Genomic DNA, 16,674 nt, shown 5'->3' with positions numbered 1-16,674 from the left:
ATGAACCTACAGGATCAATTATTACCGATCAAAGAAAAGCTGCAAAAGGCTATAGAACTGGAACTGGCAACCATTCCGCCATACCTTACCGCCATGTTTAGTATCAAACCAGGAAGCAATGCGATGGCATCTTCGATCATCAGAAGCGTGGTGATGGAAGAGATGTTGCATATGTTGCTGGCTGGGAATCTGTTGTCTGCTATCGGAGGCAGTGTGAAATTGGGTAAGGACAATATTCCGGTGTATCCGGTACAGATGGAATTTCAGGGGAAAATGTTTAAAAACCGGAAATTTGATATCCATCTTGCGGCATTCAGTAAGGATACGATGCATATTTTTCTTCAGATCGAACTACCTGAAGGAATGGAAAGCAATAAGCTGAAATTGAACGCTATCGTCGTACCCGGATTTACCATCGGAGAATTCTATAATGGGATTAAGCATGACCTTGCCGAAGTCTGCAAAACATTTGGGGAAGAAAATGTATTTACCGGTAAAAAAGAAAATCAGGTTTCAGAGGAATATTTCTGGCGTGGTGGTGGGACTCCAATCGTGATTACGAAGCTTTCTGAGGCGGAAGCGGCCATAGACCTGATCGTTGAACAGGGGGAAGGTGCATCGTTGCAGCCAGGTACAACGACCTTCTTTTCAGCGCATGAAGATGTACCACATTATTTCCGTTTTAATGAGATTTATTGCGGCAGGCTTTATGATAAAAAAGATGATCCGCATCAACCACCCACAGGAAAAGCGATTGAGGTAGACTATGAAGCGGTCTTTCCTATAAAAACCAGCTGTAAAGGCAAGGATCTGGAGGGATCTCCGGAACTCAGCTACCTCAATAACCTGTTTAATGTTAACTATTCTGCAATGCTCTCCCAGCTGGAGGAAGGTTTTAACGGCAATCCCAATGCTTTTTATCTGGCTATCCTGAACGGGATGAAAAAATTGTCGCCAATTGCTGCCAGTCTTGTACAGCTACCCATTCCCGGAGATCCACAGGGCAGATATGCCGCACCAAGTTTTGAATGGAGTTCCGATCAGGTCTAAAAACATAAATTATGAATAGAATCTACAAAATTGAAAATGGTGTCGTTGTTCCTGACGGCACTACAGTGTATGAAATTATAGGGCCGGTTCAATCTAAAATTGCCGGTCTTCCCATCATTTCGGAAGAAAGCCTTGCCTATGGCGAACTGGATCCGGGCGAAAGATCTCATGTGCACGTACATCCGATCATCACGCATCTGACATGGGTAGTGTCTGGTACGCTGACTGTTGGCATGAAGGATGCAGCCAGTAAGGAAATGTATTACATTGAAGTTAAGGAACGTCAAACAGTTCTGACACAACCGGGTACGTTTTTTCAGCTGATCAATAACAGCGACCAGCAGTGTCAGGTCCTGTATATTGTTGCCCCGGCATTTATATTCGAAGTAACTGAACAGGGAGAAATACTTTACAATGACCAGATTGTGCTCGACCTGAGTTGGGATGAACTCAAAGCAAGAAACTGGGAGATCCCTGAACTTAAGGACCTGGAAAAAATAAAAGCGGAACGCCTTGCGTCATTGGAAAGGCTAAGTAAAAAACCGTAACTATGGATAGTGTCATCTTAAAGCGTGGAAATTCTACGATATCGCTTGAAAAAAGTGAGGACGCTATCGGACTGAGAACGAAGAGTATCAGCGATCTGAAGGCGGTGCTTCCAACGATGGACGAAGGGATGAGCTGGGTGGATACCAGCAAGGTATTGGCAGGATTCCATATTATCAATATTAAAGGTCCGAAGGATATAGATTTCACATTAGACCAATTGCGGGAACATGAGATGATCAATGTCGGTTCACATGTCTATCATACGCCACAGAGCCGCATTCCATACATCCCGACCGGAAAGATTACCCTCAGGTTTGATCCCGCTGTCACTGAAGCGGAGAAACAACTTGTTATCGACAGCTTCCACCTTCAGGTAGTGGAATCCAGGATAAAAGAAAGGGAAGGAACCGAAAATGAGGAAACGTTTATCGTTTCGGTAACGCCACAATCTCCCAATCCCTTAAAAGTGGCGCTCGAGCTGCAGCATATGAAAAACATAACGCTGGCTGAACCTGACCTTTCTACACCAGGTAAGCTCGCGCAATTCGATCCACCCGCAGATCCGCTTTTTAAGGAACAATGGCATCTTCAGAATAAAGGTTTACAGTTTGGGAGCAGTTTAGGGCTTAAAGCAGGGGCAGATGCGCGTGTCGTACAGGCATGGGAGATCATGGGATCTTTTGGAAACCCGGAGTGTGTGATCGCAATCATTGACGATGGTTTTGACCTGGGGCATCCCGATCTGAGCGGCCCGGGGAAAATTGTGGCACCCTGGGATTTTCAGACGAAGACTGCCGATCCGACACCAAAGTATATGACACAATATGAGGGGGATTATCATGGTACGGCATGTGCCGGCATTGCCGTTGGCAGTCATAATGATGTTGGAATCGTAGGAGTGGCTCCTGATTGCAGGTTAATGCCGATCAGGTGGGGCGGAAATATCAATGATGATGCGATCGAAGATTGGTTTTTTCATGCCATGAGAAATGGCGCCTGGATTATTAACAGCAGCTGGTGTGCATCCGCGGCTAACTATGTGCTTTCCACAAGGCAGTTAGAGGCTATAGAAGAATGTGCAAATAAAGGGCGCAACGGTTTGGGTTGTGTAATTGTATTTGCCGCAGGGAATTCAAATACGGATGTCAATGATCCACAAAAGGAAACCGTCAATGGTTTTGCAATACATCCGAATGTCATATCCGTTGCGGCCTGTACGAGCCGTGATGAACGGTCAGCTTATTCCAATTATGGGAAGGAGATCACCGTATGTGCCCCTAGTGATGGTCAGGGAGGAAGAGGGCTGCTGACAGCTGATGTAAGGGGTAAATTTACTTTTCAGGGTGTTGAATATTTTGCAGGAAATGATGTCGGAGATTATTTCAGGGGCTTTGGAGGAACTTCAGGTGCTGCGCCATTGGTATCTGGTGTATGTGGGTTAATATTATCCTTAAATCCCAAACTGACTGCCAGAGCCGTGAAGGAGATCTTAAAGGAAACCGCAAGAAAAATCGGAGAGCCGGCCGATTTTGACAATGGTCATTCTGTCCATTTCGGTTATGGCTGTGTAAACGCTGAAGAAGCAATTAATTTCATATTTAAATCAATACAACCATGAACTCAATTACAAATGATCCACAGGTGAGTCCCCTGACTGTTAGTCCAGAAGAACTTTTTGGGCCATCGAGGCATAAATATATCGCCGTGGAGGCAGACAAAAGGCTTAGCGATAAAGCAAGAGCTGCAGTTGCCGGTATTTTAAGTCCTTTAGGCCAGAACAGCCTCGGGGAGATCGCAAATTGGGCAGATGAGATCAAAGGAGAGGGGCCGGATGATGATGATACGAAACAATTTTTGAAGGATTTCCCGGGCCCGCAGCATAAGGCCTGGCATTTTGTGGATCTTCCTCTTGGTGTTTCGGGATATGACCGTGTGAAATATGCCGCATTTACAAATGATACCGATGTGGTTCAGATGATCGGTAAATCAGTGAAAATACTTCAGGGAAACCTAAACATCATGAGCAAGGTCAATGCACTGCGTTGGCTGACTCATCTTGTTGGCGACCTGCATCAGCCTTTACATGTTGCCTGCGGTTACCTGGATTATGAATCCGAAAAGCCTGAGCTGCTTAGTGATCCCGAGGTGATCGTACAAAAAGGGCTTACAGACAAAAGTGACCATGGAGGTAATAATTTAATTTTATCCTTAGATAAGGATACCACATTACATTCCTATTGGGATTCAATTATTCCTGAAGGTAAACCTTCGGAGATCGCTGCAAGAATCAAAGTTATTGCTCCGGAAGGGCTGGTTGATCAATGGGCAGAACATTGGGCCTTAGATTCTGTATTAAAGAGCAGGATTGCTTATCAATCATTAAGTATCAGTAAAAAGGAAGGCAAGAAGTTTCGGTTGGCATGGGAAGGTAAAAAAGGATATGATGCCAGGTGTGCACCCCTGGTGGCAGAGCAACTTGTACTAGGTTCCCAACGTCTTGCATTAATGGTCAACGAAATTTTCAAGTAAGCATTCCTTTATAATATTTACCGCAGCAATGGGAAATCAGCTTTTCAGCGATTCCAGGTGGCGGTAAATATTGAGCAACACTCCTGTTGGCGTGCTTGCGGTGCTCACAAATTCGAGTTTTCGGGCGTCAAAGTTGTCTGAAAGAAGGCGTTTGCCCTTGCCCAGTAGTACCGGGTATACGATCAGGATCACCTCATCTATCAATCCAGCGTCGAGCAGCACAGACGTTAGTGATATACTTCCGGTAAGCACCAGGTCAGGGCCCTCTGTCGATTTGATGTTTCGAAGCTCTGCTATAATGTCCTCGCCCAAGTCCTTTACTGGTCCCCACTCGAGGCTTTCAGGCCTGTGGGTGGCTACGTATTTTGTTGCGGCGTTTATAGCATTGGCCATCGGAAAGTCTCCGGCATTTGGCCAGTATCCCAAAAACTCGTCGTAGGTCTTACGACCAAGCAGCAGGTCGAAACCTGTACCGTAGGCTTCAAGAAGCATCGCCATCCCGGCAGGGGTACGATAAGGTGCTGTCCATCCGCCGTAAGCGTAGTTTTTGTCGTGCTCGATAACACCATCAAGAGAGGTATGCTCGAAGATTCTAATTTTTCTCATTTTATAAGTATTAGTTTAATGATTAACCAAATTTAAGGCAGATCAGATACATAGGTGGGGTGCAATTCCGACAATATCAGGGGGGTAAATAACCATAGCAGAAAAGAGATAAAAGGCATCTGATGAATATACAAATTGCGCGATGGGTAGCTTTGTAAGTTATGCGTAACTTTAGTGAAAGAACGGCTTGGATGTAAGCTTAAATGTATGAAATTCAATTAATTATTAGGACTGTTATTAATAACAAAACCATGGCGAAAAATAAATTACTGCGAATGGACAATGTTGGGATCGTTGTAGAATCCCTCGATGAGGCGATCTCTTTTTTCACAGAGATAGGACTGAAGCTCGAAGGGCGGGCTTCGATCGAGGGAGAATGGGCTGGTCGCGTTACCGGATTGGGCACTCAGAATGTAGAGATTGCGATGATGGTTACCCCTGATGGTCATAGCAGGATCGAGCTTTCCCGATTTTTAACTCCAGCTACTATTTCCGATCATAGGGATGCTCCTGTGAACGCGCTGGGTTATCTGCGCGTTATGTTTACCGTTGAGGATATTGACGAAGTGGTATCGAGACTCATCAGGCATGGCGCTCAGCTCGTTGGAGAAGTGGTTCAGTACGGGGATTCCTATCGGCTTTGCTACATTCGGGCAAAAGACGGGCTGTTAATCGGTTTGGCGGAACAACTTGGTCATCAATGATGCTCGCTTTTATTTGGTTATTCAGGAAATCTTCTTTCAGTAATATGCTGTAAAACAAGGAGTTGGTTGCAATAAAAAAGGAGGCAATCAAAATTGATTGCCTCCTTAAGTGATCCCGCTGGGATTCGAACCCAGGACCACTACATTAAAAGTGTAATGCTCTACCAGCTGAGCTACGGAATCATCTTCTTTTTATAACTGAAGAGGCCGCGAAGGTATCATTTTTTGTTTAATCTCCCTAATAAAAATGAAAATTCAATCTGCAATGACAGAAGCAGGTCACTGGTTATGCTTTTATTGGTCTTATATCCACAGTTTTAGGATTAATCCGATCACAGCCGAGACTATAATCAGGTAAGGCTCTTTTATTTTTTTGAGGAAGATCAGCGCCAGCATACTACACACAGCGATCAATGCGGTTGGAATATCTATAATTGCCCGCATAGCGATAATAATTACTGCAGCCAGTAGCGAACCAATAATTACCGCTGTAATCCCCTCAACAAATGCTTTGATGCTGGTGTTCCTGGCAATTTTTTTAAAGGAAGGTGCCAGTGCTACAGTAAAAATATAACAAGGTAAAAAAGTGGCAAGGGCAGCGACACAAGCTCCGGGAAAACCAGCAACGAGATAACCAATAAACGCAACAGTGATCACTATAGGACCGGGTGTGATCATCGCTACGGCCACAGCATCCAAAAACTCATGCTCCGTAAGCCAGCCGAATTCCTGAACTACCCCGCCGTGCAGGAAAGGCACAATCGCAAGGCCACTCCCAAATACAAAGGCACCTGCCTTTAGAAAGAACCAGCCGATCTCCTGTAGGGTCTTTCCTTCATAGTTCCAAAATCCTAAGCCCATTAAAATTACTGATGGTGCAGCAGCCTGGCGTTTGACCCATTTAGGGGGTGATTTAACCACCATATAGATTAGACCACAACCGGCAAAAAGTAAAATGTCTTCCCTCCGGGTGATCACAGTCACTACAACACCAACCAGATAGAAAAACCATAAGAGCCATTTAGATTTTATGGCTGCCAAATCGAGACTACTTATTGATTTAATGGTTAGCTTATAAGCACTAATAGCAATAATGCCAATTACAGATGCACTTACCCCATAAAATACCGCCTGCATTCCGGGCAAACCACTATACAATTTATACGAAATGCCCAACAGTACGACCATGACGAAAGAAGGAAGTACAAAAGCCAGTCCGGCTAAAGTCGCGCCGATTAAACCATAGTGCACAAATCCTACGTAAATGCCCAGTTGAGCTGCCAATGGTCCTGGCGCCAGTTGTGCCAGCGCAAGTCCTTCTTTGTATTCCTCGTCGGTAATCCATTTCTTGTTTTCTACCAAATCACGGTGCATGTAGCCTACAAGTGCAACAGGGCCACCAAAACCCCAGGTGCCTAATTTTAAAAAGTAGGTACTAAGTTGAGTTCTTGAATAAGCAGGTTTAATGATCTGTTCTTTTTCCATAAATGTCGCTTTAAAATGAGATGCCAAACTGAAAACCTATACCCAAAGAGGAGGGAAGGTCATTGCCAAAACGGACAGGTAAGGGAAGGGCAATGAAATAGCTGCTGCCCTCATTTTTCTTTACTATTTTATTTAAAACAGGAGTTACGCCATACCTGCCGGAGGTTTCAAATGCTGCACGACCTGCAAACGTAAAGCCATTACCCAATGCAACAAGTACACCGGGATGGAACAATACATTGTTTACTTTACTTCCAGTACCTGTGGCTTTCACGAAGGGGACAATTTCACTGCTGAAACCGATTTTAGCACTCTTCCAGATGTTAATGCCTATGGGCATTCCAACGGTATAACTGTCTTTAAAATTTGTATGGGTTCCATCAGCGCTAAAAGTAGCAATGGGATGGACAATGCCAATGTACCCAGCTATTTTGGGGTAAATTGGCAGGGGTGTTTGTTGGGGATAAGCGGTAATGGAAAAGAGAAGGCTACCTAAAAATAGGATAACAAATTGGGTTTTGTCAATTGTAGTTTGCATAACACAAGACTACGTCCGTTCTGCAAGATAAAATAGAATGGTTTTAACTATTAGGATGTATCTTACCTTTTAATATACTCTTTTTGTATGCCGAAGGGGTTAAGCCCTTTTCAAGTTTAAAAATGCGTGTAAAATGGCTTTGATCAGAAAAGCCGGTCAGGTAGGCAATTTCAGATAAGGAATAGTCCGAAGTTTCAATGAATGCAATCGCCTTATCAATCCTCAGTTTTCTAATGTATTCGCCAAAGGACAGGTTCTCAAAATATTTGGAAAATTCTCTGGAAACATAGGCCGGATTTACATTTAATACCTGGGAAATCCCTGTTAAACTCAAGGTCAGGTTGGTGTCAATCTGATCTTGTATGATGGTTTTCAGTTCAGTTGCCCATGCAGGTATTTTGCCAGTATTTCCCTTTTTAATGAATTTCTGATAAACATCAACCAATAGCTGTTCAACCGGGCTTTCCGTATGTTTTACATTTTGAAGATGTTTTGCCCATGTATATAAGGCATCATAAATAATTGTTCCGGCCTGTAGTAGGTCCTGATCGTCTTTAATGTTATAAGCCATGCCAGCGGCTATTGCCCATAAACCGGAGCATTGGCTGGATAAGTGATGTTGATCAGTATCAGCACCCCTCACTATGGGCGCCATTACATCAATTGCAGGATCATTTAATTTGTACTTTTTGATCAGTGCATCAAAAGTGCATTGATCTTTTTGATGACTGAGTTCAACACCGGGAACATCAAATGGAATCGCATCTAATTCAGCAGCTTTATCAATTACCTGGTCAAATGGAACATAAAAGAAAACGGCATTTTTATCAATGAAATTTTTGATTAGCCAGGGACAGGCTATTCGGTCTATTTTTGGTCTTTCACGTGTGATCCAGTTCATTGATCTATAAATTGTATATCAAACTTAGCATTATTTTTAACAGGGTTACCTTTGTCTCCATTTTTCCGGAATAGGTAAAGATGGAGACACAAAGATCCAGGAAAACTAACCCAAAATACAACTAATTAGCAACAACAAACGAGGAGCAGTTAACATGATTGCTCCTCGTTTGTTTTCTGATATGATACAGGACGATGATGAGAATAAAAGTTCTAGGGTCATTTATGGCTTTTCAATTATAGACGAACAGGTTTTACAGGTTGCTATATATTTTGATGAAGAGGAGGACTTCAATTGGGCAATTGAAACATGGAAAAATATAAGAATGAGGCGAGATGAAAGTTAAGCCGATGGCTTACCACCAGCTTAAAATCATTTTTCATTCGGTTTTTACCAGAACATCATTCTTTAGATGTGGTTGTCCATTACCTGTGATGATCAGGTTTAATAAGCTGTTCTGCAGGAAATAATTCCAGCCTTTGAAGCAGTCTTTATAACACTCACTTTCTGGTACTAAACCAACATGTGTAAAATGCACCTGTGTTATGCCTTCTTTTTTCGAGATTTCAAAGCGGATCTCAGTTCCGGTCCATTCGGTTTTATCTTCCAGGAAACTTAAATAACTGTCGGTAACGAGCCATACTACTTTTTCGTTCGGGATTATTTCCGTTAACTTTTGTTTGGAATAGTGCATGTCTGCAAAGCGGACTTCGAATTCATCATTTAATTTTTCCGAATGGCCTTTAAAATCTTCCGACCACCAGGCAGGGATATTGTTAATGGCATTAAACACTTCTTCCGGGCTTTGGTCTACCGATAGGGTAGTTGTAAAATCATGTGTTTTCATATTTGGTCTTATTAGGGTTTTTAATGTTTGATCTTCCATTTGTCTGCTAACTCGGCATTAAAGCCATCAACATCTTTAGGGTTAGGTTTTCCCTTGCCGGTAGCAATTAAGCGGTATAAGCTATTGTTAATATAATTCCCCCAGGCATCGTAGCAAACTTTGTAACACTCATATTCCGGGACCAGGCCTTGATGTGTGAATTTTACTTTTGTTTTAGCTCCTTCTGTAGAAATATCGAAAATGAGTTTAGTGCCGATCCATTCGGTTTTATCCTTTGTAAAACTGAACTGATTGTCCAGAACCTCGTAAACCAATTTTTTATACGGGACCATTTCTATGAGCTTAATTTTACATATATGGACGTCTTTGTAGTGATAGACGAATACTTCGCCCAATTTATTTGTCCGGCCTTCTATTTCTTCAGACCACCAACCACGAAAGTTGCTGATCGCTTCGAAAGCTGTTTTTGGGTTCTGCTCCACTAAAATGGAGGCAGTGTAATCTTGCTTTTCCATATCATATTGTTTTAAATGGGTTACTTTGACCTGATACTTGGTTTCGGTCATTTGCATTGGGTTATTGTTCCAGTTTGAGAGCAATAATGCGGTCAAAAGGGCTGTTGTGAAATTTGATGCGATCATTATTGTCCTTGGTTAGGTAGTTTGTTATTTAATAAGATCTCCAACTTTTTCAGTTTCGATGCCCAGAACTCGTCAAAGTAGTTCAGCCAGGCCTGTAGTTCTTCAAAGCCATCTTTTTTCAGCATACAGTGGCGCTCCCTGCCTACATCCTGGATAGAAATAAATCCGGCAGTCTCCAGTATTTTGACATGCTTGGATACAGCTGGACGGCTCATATCGAAATTATCTGCCAGGCTGTTAATGGTCAAACTATCCTCCGAAAGGAGGAATAGCATCTTCCTTCGGCTCGGATCCCCGATCACCTGGAAGGTATCAAGCGTTGGTATCGCCATGTGGTTCTGTATTTAAAAGTTTTTCAATGTTTTGGAATTTCTCTAGCCAGCCGTGTAGCAAGGCATGGTACATGTCCAGATTTTCTGCTTTATCGAAGCCGCGGTGGTCCAGAAAGACTTCCGTACCGTTGTTCTTGGGTGCAAGTTTCCAGGTTACGACCGATTCAAGTGTGATTTTACCCTCACCAGGGCCGCAGTTCCAGGAATAGCTTAATGTTTTTAAAGATTCAATTTCAAGCACCTTGCAATAAAAGATGCCGTCAAAATTGAGGTTGGCTTTGCCGCCGGTCCGGAACTGAAATTCATGACCTAATACAGGCTGAAAATCATTTTTCATGAGCCATTGTGCCATGAGGTCGGAATTGGTTAAATACTCCCAAACTGTTTCAACAGGGTGGGCGAAGAAATATTGGTGTTTAATAACTTTTGCCATAATGAGTAACTTATAGGTTACTCAAATATATAAGTAACTTCTGAGTTACGCAAATTTAATTTTTATTATGTGATGATTTTTCTATCCTGTCAATCAATTCATGAAGAACAACCCCATCTTGAAAATCTGGCGCTTTTCGTGAGCCTGTCCGGATATCTTCAGCGATAAGTGCATAGAGGTGACCAACATTACGTGCTCCTGAAAACGACGGCCACCCATTGTAGACACTGGCAGGCGGGGTAAGTGTTTTTAACTCTTTTTCCTCACCTTTCGCGCCTTTAATAGTCAGCTGAACAATTTGGCCATGGCCATTATCGCCGGTTACTTGCAGGTCACCCTCTGTACCGTTGATCTCCCATAATAAGTTAGTGCCGCGTGTTATACCACCACGATAATGCACCGATAAGGCGGCACCGCCTTTCAATGTTCCATGTATTAATAACTGGTCCTGGGTGTTCTTCCGCTTTAAATCTCCCGTATCGATAATCCTAACCTGGTCAAACTGTGTGAGCATTCGGGTCGATAATTGGTCAATACTGCCAAGAACCTCCGTTAAGCCTGCCAGGGTATGTGCTAAAGGTATGGCTTGCAGCGTTGCGCCATTGGCCTGATCGTAGAGGTAGTAATGATCCTCTGTTGTTTCATTTCCCCAGCTACCGCCGGCACCGATTAGGGTGGTGGATAATACTTTACCTACATAACCATCTGAGATAAGCTGTTTCAGGTAGGTCACCTCAGGCGCGTGGCGCATTTGTGTTCCGATTGCAGCAATAACTCCTTTCTGACTGGCCAGCTCGGCCAGTTTCCTGGCTTCCTCAACTCCGTTCCCCAAAGGCCATTCACAAAAAACATGTTTGCTGGCATTCAAAGCTGCGCTGACCAGTTCAAAGTGATAGGGTACTTTTACCGTTACCACGACCAGGTCGATCTCCGTGGAACTTACCAATGATTGCGTATTCTCAAAGGCATGAGGCAGGTTCAAGGCCCCGGCTGTTTTTTTTGAGCTTTCATAACTGCGGTTGGCCACACCCACGATCTCAAAATCATCAGCTAATGACCTTAACGCCGGTAAGTGGGCCGCTGCTGCCCAGTGGCTGTCGGGGTTAAGCCCGATAAAACCTACACGGATCTTTTGTTTGTTCATGTTGCTTGAATTAAATCAGCACAGTTAGGACTGTGCTGGCTGTTTTTAATTTAATTGGGATATGGACAATTCATATTGCGTCATTGCTATGGACTGATCGGTTCGTGATTTTTGTTTTGGCAGGTTATTGCCCCTGCGCTGGTGCCTATCCGGTAATCTTCAGCGATCCGACCAGGCCGTGCTGAAACGTGAAATTAAAGTGCAGGACTGCCGGGCTACCTGGAAATGTTCCTGAAACCTCAGCTTCAAGTACCGAGCCATTGTCGCTGTTTTTATAGCTGATCGGTTTTAGTACGCTCTGATATTCCTCATTTGATTTTTCGATCCAATTTTGGATTGCCTCTTTTCCGGTATGTGTCTTTCCCTCATCGAATACTACGGCATTTTCTGAAAAAAGGGAAGCATAGGCTGCGCCATCGTGGCTATTCTGTGCTTTAACTAGGTCGGTTATTAATTTTGGCAAGTTCATGATATTTATTTTTAGATTAACTTATTAATGTACAAATTTCGGTAGTACTTGTCTAAGCTGCAATAAGGGTATTACGATTCAGATAGGGAATAATTTATCCGTATTGATTGTTAGGGAGCCTATGCATATCTTTGATACATGTACGAGAAAAAAACTTTTCCCAACCTCAACTGCGGACTGGACTTGGTCGGAGAGGTGCTTTATGGCAAGTGGAAAATCAGGCTATTGTGGTTCATCAACGAAGGCTACCTGCGTCCGAGCGAACTGCAACGAAAGATACCAGATGCAAGCCGCCGGGTCATCAACATCCAGTTAAAGGAACTTGAGGAGCATGAGCTGGTGACCAGGACGATTTACCCGGTAATGCCTCCAAAAGTCGAGTATACACTCACTGATTTCGGCAAGACGCTGATACCCGTACTCACCTCCATCGGACTGTGGGGAGATGAGTATCAGGACAGGTTAAGGCGGGTAATATTAAAGGGATATCCAGACCATGTTTAATCGAATGCGGTTCAATTGAAAGACCAGATGATTTAGGTTATTTCAGCGCGTATTTCATCCCTGGCAGCAGCCTGGGGTGGGAAATCAATATTTTATATGGTAGGTATGGTGCCCCCGTCGATCACAAATTCTGTTCCGGTCAGATAACCGGCCCTTGGGGATACCAGAAAGCCCACCAGTTCTGCAACTTCTTCTGGCATAGCTGCCCGTCCATAGGGAATGCCCCCAAGTGCATCCATCACGCTTTGGGTAGCTTGTTCGATAGTGATGTCCCCGTTCTCAGAAATTCGCTCCATCATTCTCTTGGAACCATCGGTCATGATCCAGCCCGGAGAAACCGTCAGTACCCTGACCCCTTTCGGGGCAACTTCGTTAGACAGACTTTTACTGTAGTTGATCAGTCCTGCCTTAGCCGCCGCATAGGGAAGCGTGCTGTCGTATAATGGCAGTTTGCCCTGGATGGAAGCGATGTGGATGATGACACCACTCCGTTGCGCAATCATCTGCGGCAAAAACCCCCTGTCCAATCTTACGGGCGCTAACAAATTGGTATTTATGGTCTCCTCCCAATGATGGTCGGTCAGGCTGACGAAACCACCTGCTGGGGTTTCTGATCCGCCGAGGTTGTTGATCAGAATGTCCAGTTTCCCAAATTTCTCCGATATTTCGGCAATTAACCTGGCGGTTCCTCCTGGTCTGCTCAGGTCGGCCGAAATGAAATGTAAATCTTCATCAAGTTGCGCTGGTTGGTTCCTGGCGGTTATGATCACTTTAGCCCCCGCTGCCATTAGCCTTTCGGCGATCGCTTTTCCAGTTCCCTTGGTCCCGCCAGTTACCAGGGCAATCTTGCCATGTAGTTCGTTTTTGAAGTTTAATCTGTTTTCCATTGTATAATTCTTTTGCACAAAATTCAGCTATACAACAGTTCCGCACAAGTACGGCATTACGATTCGTATAGGGGCTGATTTATCCCTATGCAATTCGTATTTCCGTAATTGCAAAAATTGAATTGGCCCCACATATTTGCTCAAGCATTTGAATAAGTTGGAGAATCGCCGGACCGCTATAAATCCAAGCATTAGTCGATTGTGGACCGCGGATTGGAATATAAATCTGAATCATGGGAAAAATGTACAAGACAGTTGTCCGTATGTCCATTCTTTACGCCCAGCATTCTCCCCACCTTTGTATGGTCAACAAACAACAAGTATTTTAAACCATTTAAAAAAATAAAAAAATGAAAACTCTTATTCTAACAACCTGCCTGATCATGACATTAATTACCAGCCAATCGGTATTTTCACAAACCAAAAGAGTTCCAGCTTCTGTCGGAAGAGCAGAATATGTTGAGGTTGAGCCTGGTGTAAAACTTCACGTAACAGACCTTGGAGATGGACAGCCGATCGTGTTGATCCACGGATGGCCACTGAGCGATGAAATGTACCAGTACCAATACCAGTACCTGGTGAGGAAGGGCTTCAGGGTGATCGGGATTTCCCTACGTGGTTTCGGTAAATCTGACAAACCCTATGGAAAGTACGACTTTGACGTTTTTTCGGATGATATCTATGCCGTCCTTCATGCCCTAAAGATCGAGAATGCCGTACTGGGTGGATTTTCAATGGGCGGAGCTGCAAGCATCCATTATGTAAACAAATACAAATCGGCGCATATTAGCAAACTGGCCCTTTTTGGAGCAGCGGCACCATCCTGGAAACAGCGCCCAGGCTACAGCTACGGAATATCTGAGGAGAATGCTGCCGGACTGATCAAGCAAACCATGACCAGCAGGGAGGAGCTGATCGCAGGTCTGGGAGCAGCATTCGCGGCCGAGGGTACCACACTTCCCAAAAATACAGAAAAATGGCTGGAGAGCATCAACCTGTCGGCAAGTCCATATGCGGTTACCGAATCCATTGCTTCCCTTGGAGAGCTTGACCTTCGTCCGGTGCTCAAGGACATCACAATTCCCGTTGCCATATTCCAGGGGGTGAAGGATCAATTGATCGAGTATGCCCATGCAGAACAATTGCACAAGGGCCTGAAAAATTCATACATCGTGAGGTTCGAGAAAAGCGGACATGCACTGTTTGTGGAAGAGATGGACAAGTTCAACTCAGAACTTGAAAAGTTTGCAAAGAAATAGAGGTAAGAGCTACCTGCAGGTTCTCAAACTAGGGCTGCAGGTAATTTTTATTTTAACCCCAAATTGAATTTATCAACAAGAATGGTAATTTTATTTTAAGTACTTATTAACCGGCCCTATCATGAAACAGCGCATCTTTGACGTAAACCTTAAGACCATTGGAATGGTTCATATCGATTCGGACAGTGTTGAAGATATCAATTCTGAAACCTATAAATCCTATATCAAGGTGCTATACCTCAACGAGGGGTTTGAGATAAAGGTGGATTTCAAGATATACAGCACGGACGGCCCCACGCTATTCTTCATAAGCCCGAATCAGGTACTCAGCATTGATGAACTGGGCGGACAGCCGGGATTTCTTGTGTTCTATAACCGTGACTTTTATTGCATCCAGCTGCACGATGAGGAGGTTGCCTGTGACGGGCTGTTGTTCAATAACATCAATAACATGCCCATGACAACCATACCTGAGCAGGATGCTAGCTTCATTGAGTACCTCTTCTCCAGGATTCAGGATGAGTTTGAACTGAGGGACAGCTCGCTGGAAGAAATGATAAGGACCTACCTCAAACAGCTCTTGATCAAGTCGACACGGTTATGGAAGGTACAGCATCTGGACGGGGCAATGGCATCAAGGCCCAGCACCGACCTTGAATTCTTCAGGAAGTTTACCCAACTCGTTGAAGCGAACTACAAGGAAAAGCACAATGTTGCCGACTACGCTGACATGCTTTTACTTGCGCCAAAGACCCTCACCCACAGATTCAAGCGACTAAGTCTCCCCCAGCCAAATGACATTATCAAGAACAGGATCATTCTGGAGGCAAAGCGGCTGTTGGTACATACCGACTGGACGGCAAAGGAGATTGCCTATGCCCTGGGCTATGACGATCCCGCCTACTTCAGCAGGCTATTTTTTATAAAGACCGGCGAGCCACCTTCCGGCTTCAGGAAAAAATATCTAGGTGCACATGAGCCGGATCAGGCTTAATATTTGTTGCTAGCCGACCTGTAGGTGCTTAACCATGGTTCGAATACCAGGGGGATATTGGTGCTTTTTTGTTTCATTGACCGTTAATAAGTGACAAATAAAAAATAAATTGCTGTAAATCAGTATTGTAAAGACATGGCCGTGTGGTTCGAGGTCTCAAAAAGAGGGACAAGCAGTGTCGCTTGTGCGTTGAACTAATGGAAATTCTAACCCGCAGACTTAAAGGTTCTTAAAGCAAAAAAAATGTGATACATTCTTTCTAAAGAATTGTATCACATTTCGTGATCCCGCTGGGATTCGAACCCAGGACCACTACATTAAAAGTGTAATGCTCTACCAGCTGAGCTACGGAATCATCTCCTTTTTATCATTGAAGAGGGCGCGAAGGTATCATTTTTTGTTTAATCTCCCTAATGAAAATGAAAATATTTTGAATAAAAATTGCCCGTTTAGTGCTGTGTGGTATTATCTTCCTCGTTTTTAGGGATTGGTCCTAAAAAACAAATGAGCAAAGACAAGGTCATGTCATCTCGTTCAAAGTTAAATTCTGGGAATGTCTTTGAGTGAAACGTTCTGGTCGAAAAGCTTCGGAATGTTTACGGATAAATTTGGAATCGACTGGATGGTAAATCTTTGGGATTTGTTGTTTATGGCGATACTGTCTTTGAATTTTATCAGTGTATTCTCATTTTATGATACTTTAAACGTAGATATGTAATAATAAATTAACAGTAAAACAGTTTTTTGATGATAAATATTTATTGTAAATAATTTTTGTGTCTTTATTAATAAATATATCTTT

Annotated in this window: 20 protein-coding genes and 2 tRNA genes; 9 read left to right on the top strand and 13 right to left on the bottom strand. The window is 43.6% G+C overall.

Going from position 1 to position 16,674, the window contains the following annotated elements:
* The 4 genes from AAFF35_RS17045 to AAFF35_RS17030 are packed head-to-tail and all read left to right on the top strand — an operon-like array spanning position 1 to position 4,128.
* The gene (locus AAFF35_RS17045; RefSeq protein ID WP_342327735.1) at positions 1 to 1,050 is read left to right on the top strand and encodes a ferritin-like protein; all 1,050 of its coding nucleotides are present in this window, start codon (positions 1 to 3) and stop codon (positions 1,048 to 1,050) included.
* Between the two features lie 11 nt (positions 1,051 to 1,061).
* Positions 1,062 to 1,598, top strand: a complete 537-nt coding sequence (locus AAFF35_RS17040) for a hypothetical protein (RefSeq protein WP_342327734.1) — start codon at positions 1,062 to 1,064, stop codon at positions 1,596 to 1,598.
* Positions 1,599 to 1,600: 2 nt separating this feature from the next.
* On the top strand, positions 1,601 to 3,217 hold the full coding sequence (locus tag AAFF35_RS17035; protein ID WP_342327733.1) for a S8 family serine peptidase: 1,617 nt from the start codon (positions 1,601 to 1,603) through the stop codon (positions 3,215 to 3,217).
* On the top strand, positions 3,214 to 4,128 hold the full coding sequence (locus AAFF35_RS17030; protein ID WP_342327732.1) for a S1/P1 nuclease: 915 nt from the start codon (positions 3,214 to 3,216) through the stop codon (positions 4,126 to 4,128). Before AAFF35_RS17035 ends, AAFF35_RS17030 begins: the two co-directional genes overlap by 4 nt.
* Before the next feature lie 36 nt (positions 4,129 to 4,164).
* Here AAFF35_RS17030 and AAFF35_RS17025 read toward each other — a convergent pair whose 3' ends face one another.
* Positions 4,165 to 4,734, bottom strand: coding sequence for a dihydrofolate reductase family protein (locus AAFF35_RS17025; RefSeq protein WP_342327731.1), 570 nt, complete (start codon positions 4,732 to 4,734; stop codon positions 4,165 to 4,167).
* A gap of 251 nt (positions 4,735 to 4,985) precedes the next feature.
* Here AAFF35_RS17025 and AAFF35_RS17020 point away from each other — a divergent pair, with 251 nt between their 5' ends.
* On the top strand, positions 4,986 to 5,438 hold the full coding sequence (locus tag AAFF35_RS17020) for a VOC family protein (protein WP_342327730.1): 453 nt from the start codon (positions 4,986 to 4,988) through the stop codon (positions 5,436 to 5,438).
* Positions 5,439 to 5,548: 110 nt separating this feature from the next.
* Here AAFF35_RS17020 and AAFF35_RS17015 read toward each other — a convergent pair.
* The 10 genes from AAFF35_RS17015 to AAFF35_RS16970 all read right to left on the bottom strand — a co-directional run bounded on the left by AAFF35_RS17015 (position 5,549) and on the right by AAFF35_RS16970 (position 12,228).
* Positions 5,549 to 5,621, bottom strand: a tRNA-Lys gene (locus tag AAFF35_RS17015).
* A 120-nt stretch (positions 5,622 to 5,741) separates the two neighbouring features.
* Positions 5,742 to 6,923: a chromate transporter gene (locus AAFF35_RS17010; protein ID WP_342327729.1), complete on the bottom strand. Its 1,182-nt coding sequence runs from the start codon at positions 6,921 to 6,923 to the stop codon at positions 5,742 to 5,744.
* A 10-nt stretch (positions 6,924 to 6,933) separates the two neighbouring features.
* A complete protein-coding gene (locus AAFF35_RS17005) occupies positions 6,934 to 7,461 on the bottom strand; it encodes a hypothetical protein (protein WP_342327728.1) in 528 nt (175 codons plus the stop codon).
* Positions 7,462 to 7,504: 43 nt separating this feature from the next.
* The gene (locus AAFF35_RS17000) at positions 7,505 to 8,362 is read right to left on the bottom strand and encodes a chromate resistance protein ChrB domain-containing protein (protein WP_342327727.1); all 858 of its coding nucleotides are present in this window, start codon (positions 8,360 to 8,362) and stop codon (positions 7,505 to 7,507) included.
* A 379-nt stretch (positions 8,363 to 8,741) separates the two neighbouring features.
* Positions 8,742 to 9,209, bottom strand: a complete 468-nt coding sequence (locus AAFF35_RS16995) for an SRPBCC domain-containing protein (RefSeq protein ID WP_342327726.1) — start codon at positions 9,207 to 9,209, stop codon at positions 8,742 to 8,744.
* A gap of 20 nt (positions 9,210 to 9,229) precedes the next feature.
* The gene (locus tag AAFF35_RS16990) at positions 9,230 to 9,850 is read right to left on the bottom strand and encodes an SRPBCC domain-containing protein (RefSeq protein ID WP_342327725.1); all 621 of its coding nucleotides are present in this window, start codon (positions 9,848 to 9,850) and stop codon (positions 9,230 to 9,232) included.
* The gene (locus tag AAFF35_RS16985; RefSeq protein ID WP_342327724.1) at positions 9,850 to 10,182 is read right to left on the bottom strand and encodes a metalloregulator ArsR/SmtB family transcription factor; all 333 of its coding nucleotides are present in this window, start codon (positions 10,180 to 10,182) and stop codon (positions 9,850 to 9,852) included. Before AAFF35_RS16985 ends, AAFF35_RS16990 begins: the two co-directional genes overlap by 1 nt.
* Positions 10,163 to 10,615 (bottom strand): SRPBCC domain-containing protein, encoded by a 453-nt coding sequence (locus tag AAFF35_RS16980; protein ID WP_342327723.1) that lies wholly within the window; start codon positions 10,613 to 10,615, stop codon positions 10,163 to 10,165. Before AAFF35_RS16980 ends, AAFF35_RS16985 begins: the two co-directional genes overlap by 20 nt.
* Positions 10,616 to 10,670: 55 nt before the next feature.
* Complete coding sequence (locus AAFF35_RS16975; protein ID WP_342327722.1) at positions 10,671 to 11,759, bottom strand: Gfo/Idh/MocA family oxidoreductase; 1,089 nt, start codon at positions 11,757 to 11,759, stop codon at positions 10,671 to 10,673.
* 145 nt (positions 11,760 to 11,904) lie between these two features.
* Positions 11,905 to 12,228, bottom strand: a complete 324-nt coding sequence (locus tag AAFF35_RS16970; protein ID WP_342327720.1) for a nuclear transport factor 2 family protein — start codon at positions 12,226 to 12,228, stop codon at positions 11,905 to 11,907.
* Positions 12,229 to 12,366: 138 nt separating this feature from the next.
* Here AAFF35_RS16970 and AAFF35_RS16965 point away from each other — a divergent pair, with 138 nt between their 5' ends.
* Positions 12,367 to 12,732, top strand: coding sequence for a helix-turn-helix domain-containing protein (locus tag AAFF35_RS16965; RefSeq protein ID WP_342327719.1), 366 nt, complete (start codon positions 12,367 to 12,369; stop codon positions 12,730 to 12,732).
* A 92-nt stretch (positions 12,733 to 12,824) separates the two neighbouring features.
* Here the strand turns inward: AAFF35_RS16965 and AAFF35_RS16960 are convergent, their stop codons facing one another.
* Positions 12,825 to 13,619, bottom strand: coding sequence for an SDR family oxidoreductase (locus AAFF35_RS16960; protein ID WP_342327718.1), 795 nt, complete (start codon positions 13,617 to 13,619; stop codon positions 12,825 to 12,827).
* A gap of 350 nt (positions 13,620 to 13,969) precedes the next feature.
* On the opposite strand from AAFF35_RS16960, the gene AAFF35_RS16955 reads away from it, so the two are divergent.
* Together AAFF35_RS16955 and AAFF35_RS16950 are read left to right on the top strand one after the other, a co-directional pair.
* Complete coding sequence (locus tag AAFF35_RS16955; RefSeq protein ID WP_342327717.1) at positions 13,970 to 14,878, top strand: alpha/beta hydrolase; 909 nt, start codon at positions 13,970 to 13,972, stop codon at positions 14,876 to 14,878.
* Between the two features lie 121 nt (positions 14,879 to 14,999).
* On the top strand, positions 15,000 to 15,872 hold the full coding sequence (locus tag AAFF35_RS16950; RefSeq protein ID WP_342327716.1) for a helix-turn-helix domain-containing protein: 873 nt from the start codon (positions 15,000 to 15,002) through the stop codon (positions 15,870 to 15,872).
* 282 nt (positions 15,873 to 16,154) lie between these two features.
* On the opposite strand, the gene AAFF35_RS16945 is transcribed toward AAFF35_RS16950, so the two are convergent.
* Positions 16,155 to 16,227, bottom strand: a tRNA-Lys gene (locus tag AAFF35_RS16945).
* A 198-nt stretch (positions 16,228 to 16,425) separates the two neighbouring features.
* Here AAFF35_RS16945 and AAFF35_RS16940 point away from each other — a divergent pair.
* Complete coding sequence (locus AAFF35_RS16940; RefSeq protein WP_342327715.1) at positions 16,426 to 16,590, top strand: hypothetical protein; 165 nt, start codon at positions 16,426 to 16,428, stop codon at positions 16,588 to 16,590.
* The last annotated feature ends 84 nt before the right edge of the window (positions 16,591 to 16,674 follow it).

Source organism: Pedobacter sp. FW305-3-2-15-E-R2A2, assembly GCF_038446955.1.
GTDB lineage: Bacteria > Bacteroidota > Bacteroidia > Sphingobacteriales > Sphingobacteriaceae > Pedobacter.
This window is presented reverse-complemented; position numbering and strand designations above follow the sequence as displayed.

Excerpts from the sequence above, each read along its gene's own strand:
- AAFF35_RS16995 (WP_342327726.1), bottom strand. The coding sequence starts at position 9,209 with ATGAAAACACATGATTTTACAACTACCCTATCGGTAGACCAAAGCCCG.
- AAFF35_RS16965 (WP_342327719.1), top strand. The coding sequence starts at position 12,367 with ATGTACGAGAAAAAAACTTTTCCCAACCTCAACTGCGGACTGGACTTG.
- AAFF35_RS17025 (WP_342327731.1), bottom strand. The coding sequence starts at position 4,734 with ATGAGAAAAATTAGAATCTTCGAGCATACCTCTCTTGATGGTGTTATC.
- AAFF35_RS17000 (WP_342327727.1), bottom strand. The coding sequence starts at position 8,362 with ATGAACTGGATCACACGTGAAAGACCAAAAATAGACCGAATAGCCTGT.
- AAFF35_RS16940 (WP_342327715.1), top strand. The coding sequence starts at position 16,426 with ATGTCTTTGAGTGAAACGTTCTGGTCGAAAAGCTTCGGAATGTTTACG.
- AAFF35_RS17040 (WP_342327734.1), top strand. The coding sequence starts at position 1,062 with ATGAATAGAATCTACAAAATTGAAAATGGTGTCGTTGTTCCTGACGGC.
- AAFF35_RS16990 (WP_342327725.1), bottom strand. The coding sequence starts at position 9,850 with ATGATCGCATCAAATTTCACAACAGCCCTTTTGACCGCATTATTGCTC.
- AAFF35_RS16950 (WP_342327716.1), top strand. The coding sequence starts at position 15,000 with ATGAAACAGCGCATCTTTGACGTAAACCTTAAGACCATTGGAATGGTT.
- AAFF35_RS16970 (WP_342327720.1), bottom strand. The coding sequence starts at position 12,228 with ATGAACTTGCCAAAATTAATAACCGACCTAGTTAAAGCACAGAATAGC.
- AAFF35_RS16980 (WP_342327723.1), bottom strand. The coding sequence starts at position 10,615 with ATGGCAAAAGTTATTAAACACCAATATTTCTTCGCCCACCCTGTTGAA.
- AAFF35_RS17020 (WP_342327730.1), top strand. The coding sequence starts at position 4,986 with ATGGCGAAAAATAAATTACTGCGAATGGACAATGTTGGGATCGTTGTA.
- AAFF35_RS16985 (WP_342327724.1), bottom strand. The coding sequence starts at position 10,182 with ATGGCGATACCAACGCTTGATACCTTCCAGGTGATCGGGGATCCGAGC.
- AAFF35_RS16960 (WP_342327718.1), bottom strand. The coding sequence starts at position 13,619 with ATGGAAAACAGATTAAACTTCAAAAACGAACTACATGGCAAGATTGCC.
- AAFF35_RS17005 (WP_342327728.1), bottom strand. The coding sequence starts at position 7,461 with ATGCAAACTACAATTGACAAAACCCAATTTGTTATCCTATTTTTAGGT.
- AAFF35_RS17045 (WP_342327735.1), top strand. The coding sequence starts at position 1 with ATGAACCTACAGGATCAATTATTACCGATCAAAGAAAAGCTGCAAAAG.
- AAFF35_RS17010 (WP_342327729.1), bottom strand. The coding sequence starts at position 6,923 with ATGGAAAAAGAACAGATCATTAAACCTGCTTATTCAAGAACTCAACTT.
- AAFF35_RS17035 (WP_342327733.1), top strand. The coding sequence starts at position 1,601 with ATGGATAGTGTCATCTTAAAGCGTGGAAATTCTACGATATCGCTTGAA.
- AAFF35_RS16975 (WP_342327722.1), bottom strand. The coding sequence starts at position 11,759 with ATGAACAAACAAAAGATCCGTGTAGGTTTTATCGGGCTTAACCCCGAC.
- AAFF35_RS17030 (WP_342327732.1), top strand. The coding sequence starts at position 3,214 with ATGAACTCAATTACAAATGATCCACAGGTGAGTCCCCTGACTGTTAGT.
- AAFF35_RS16955 (WP_342327717.1), top strand. The coding sequence starts at position 13,970 with ATGAAAACTCTTATTCTAACAACCTGCCTGATCATGACATTAATTACC.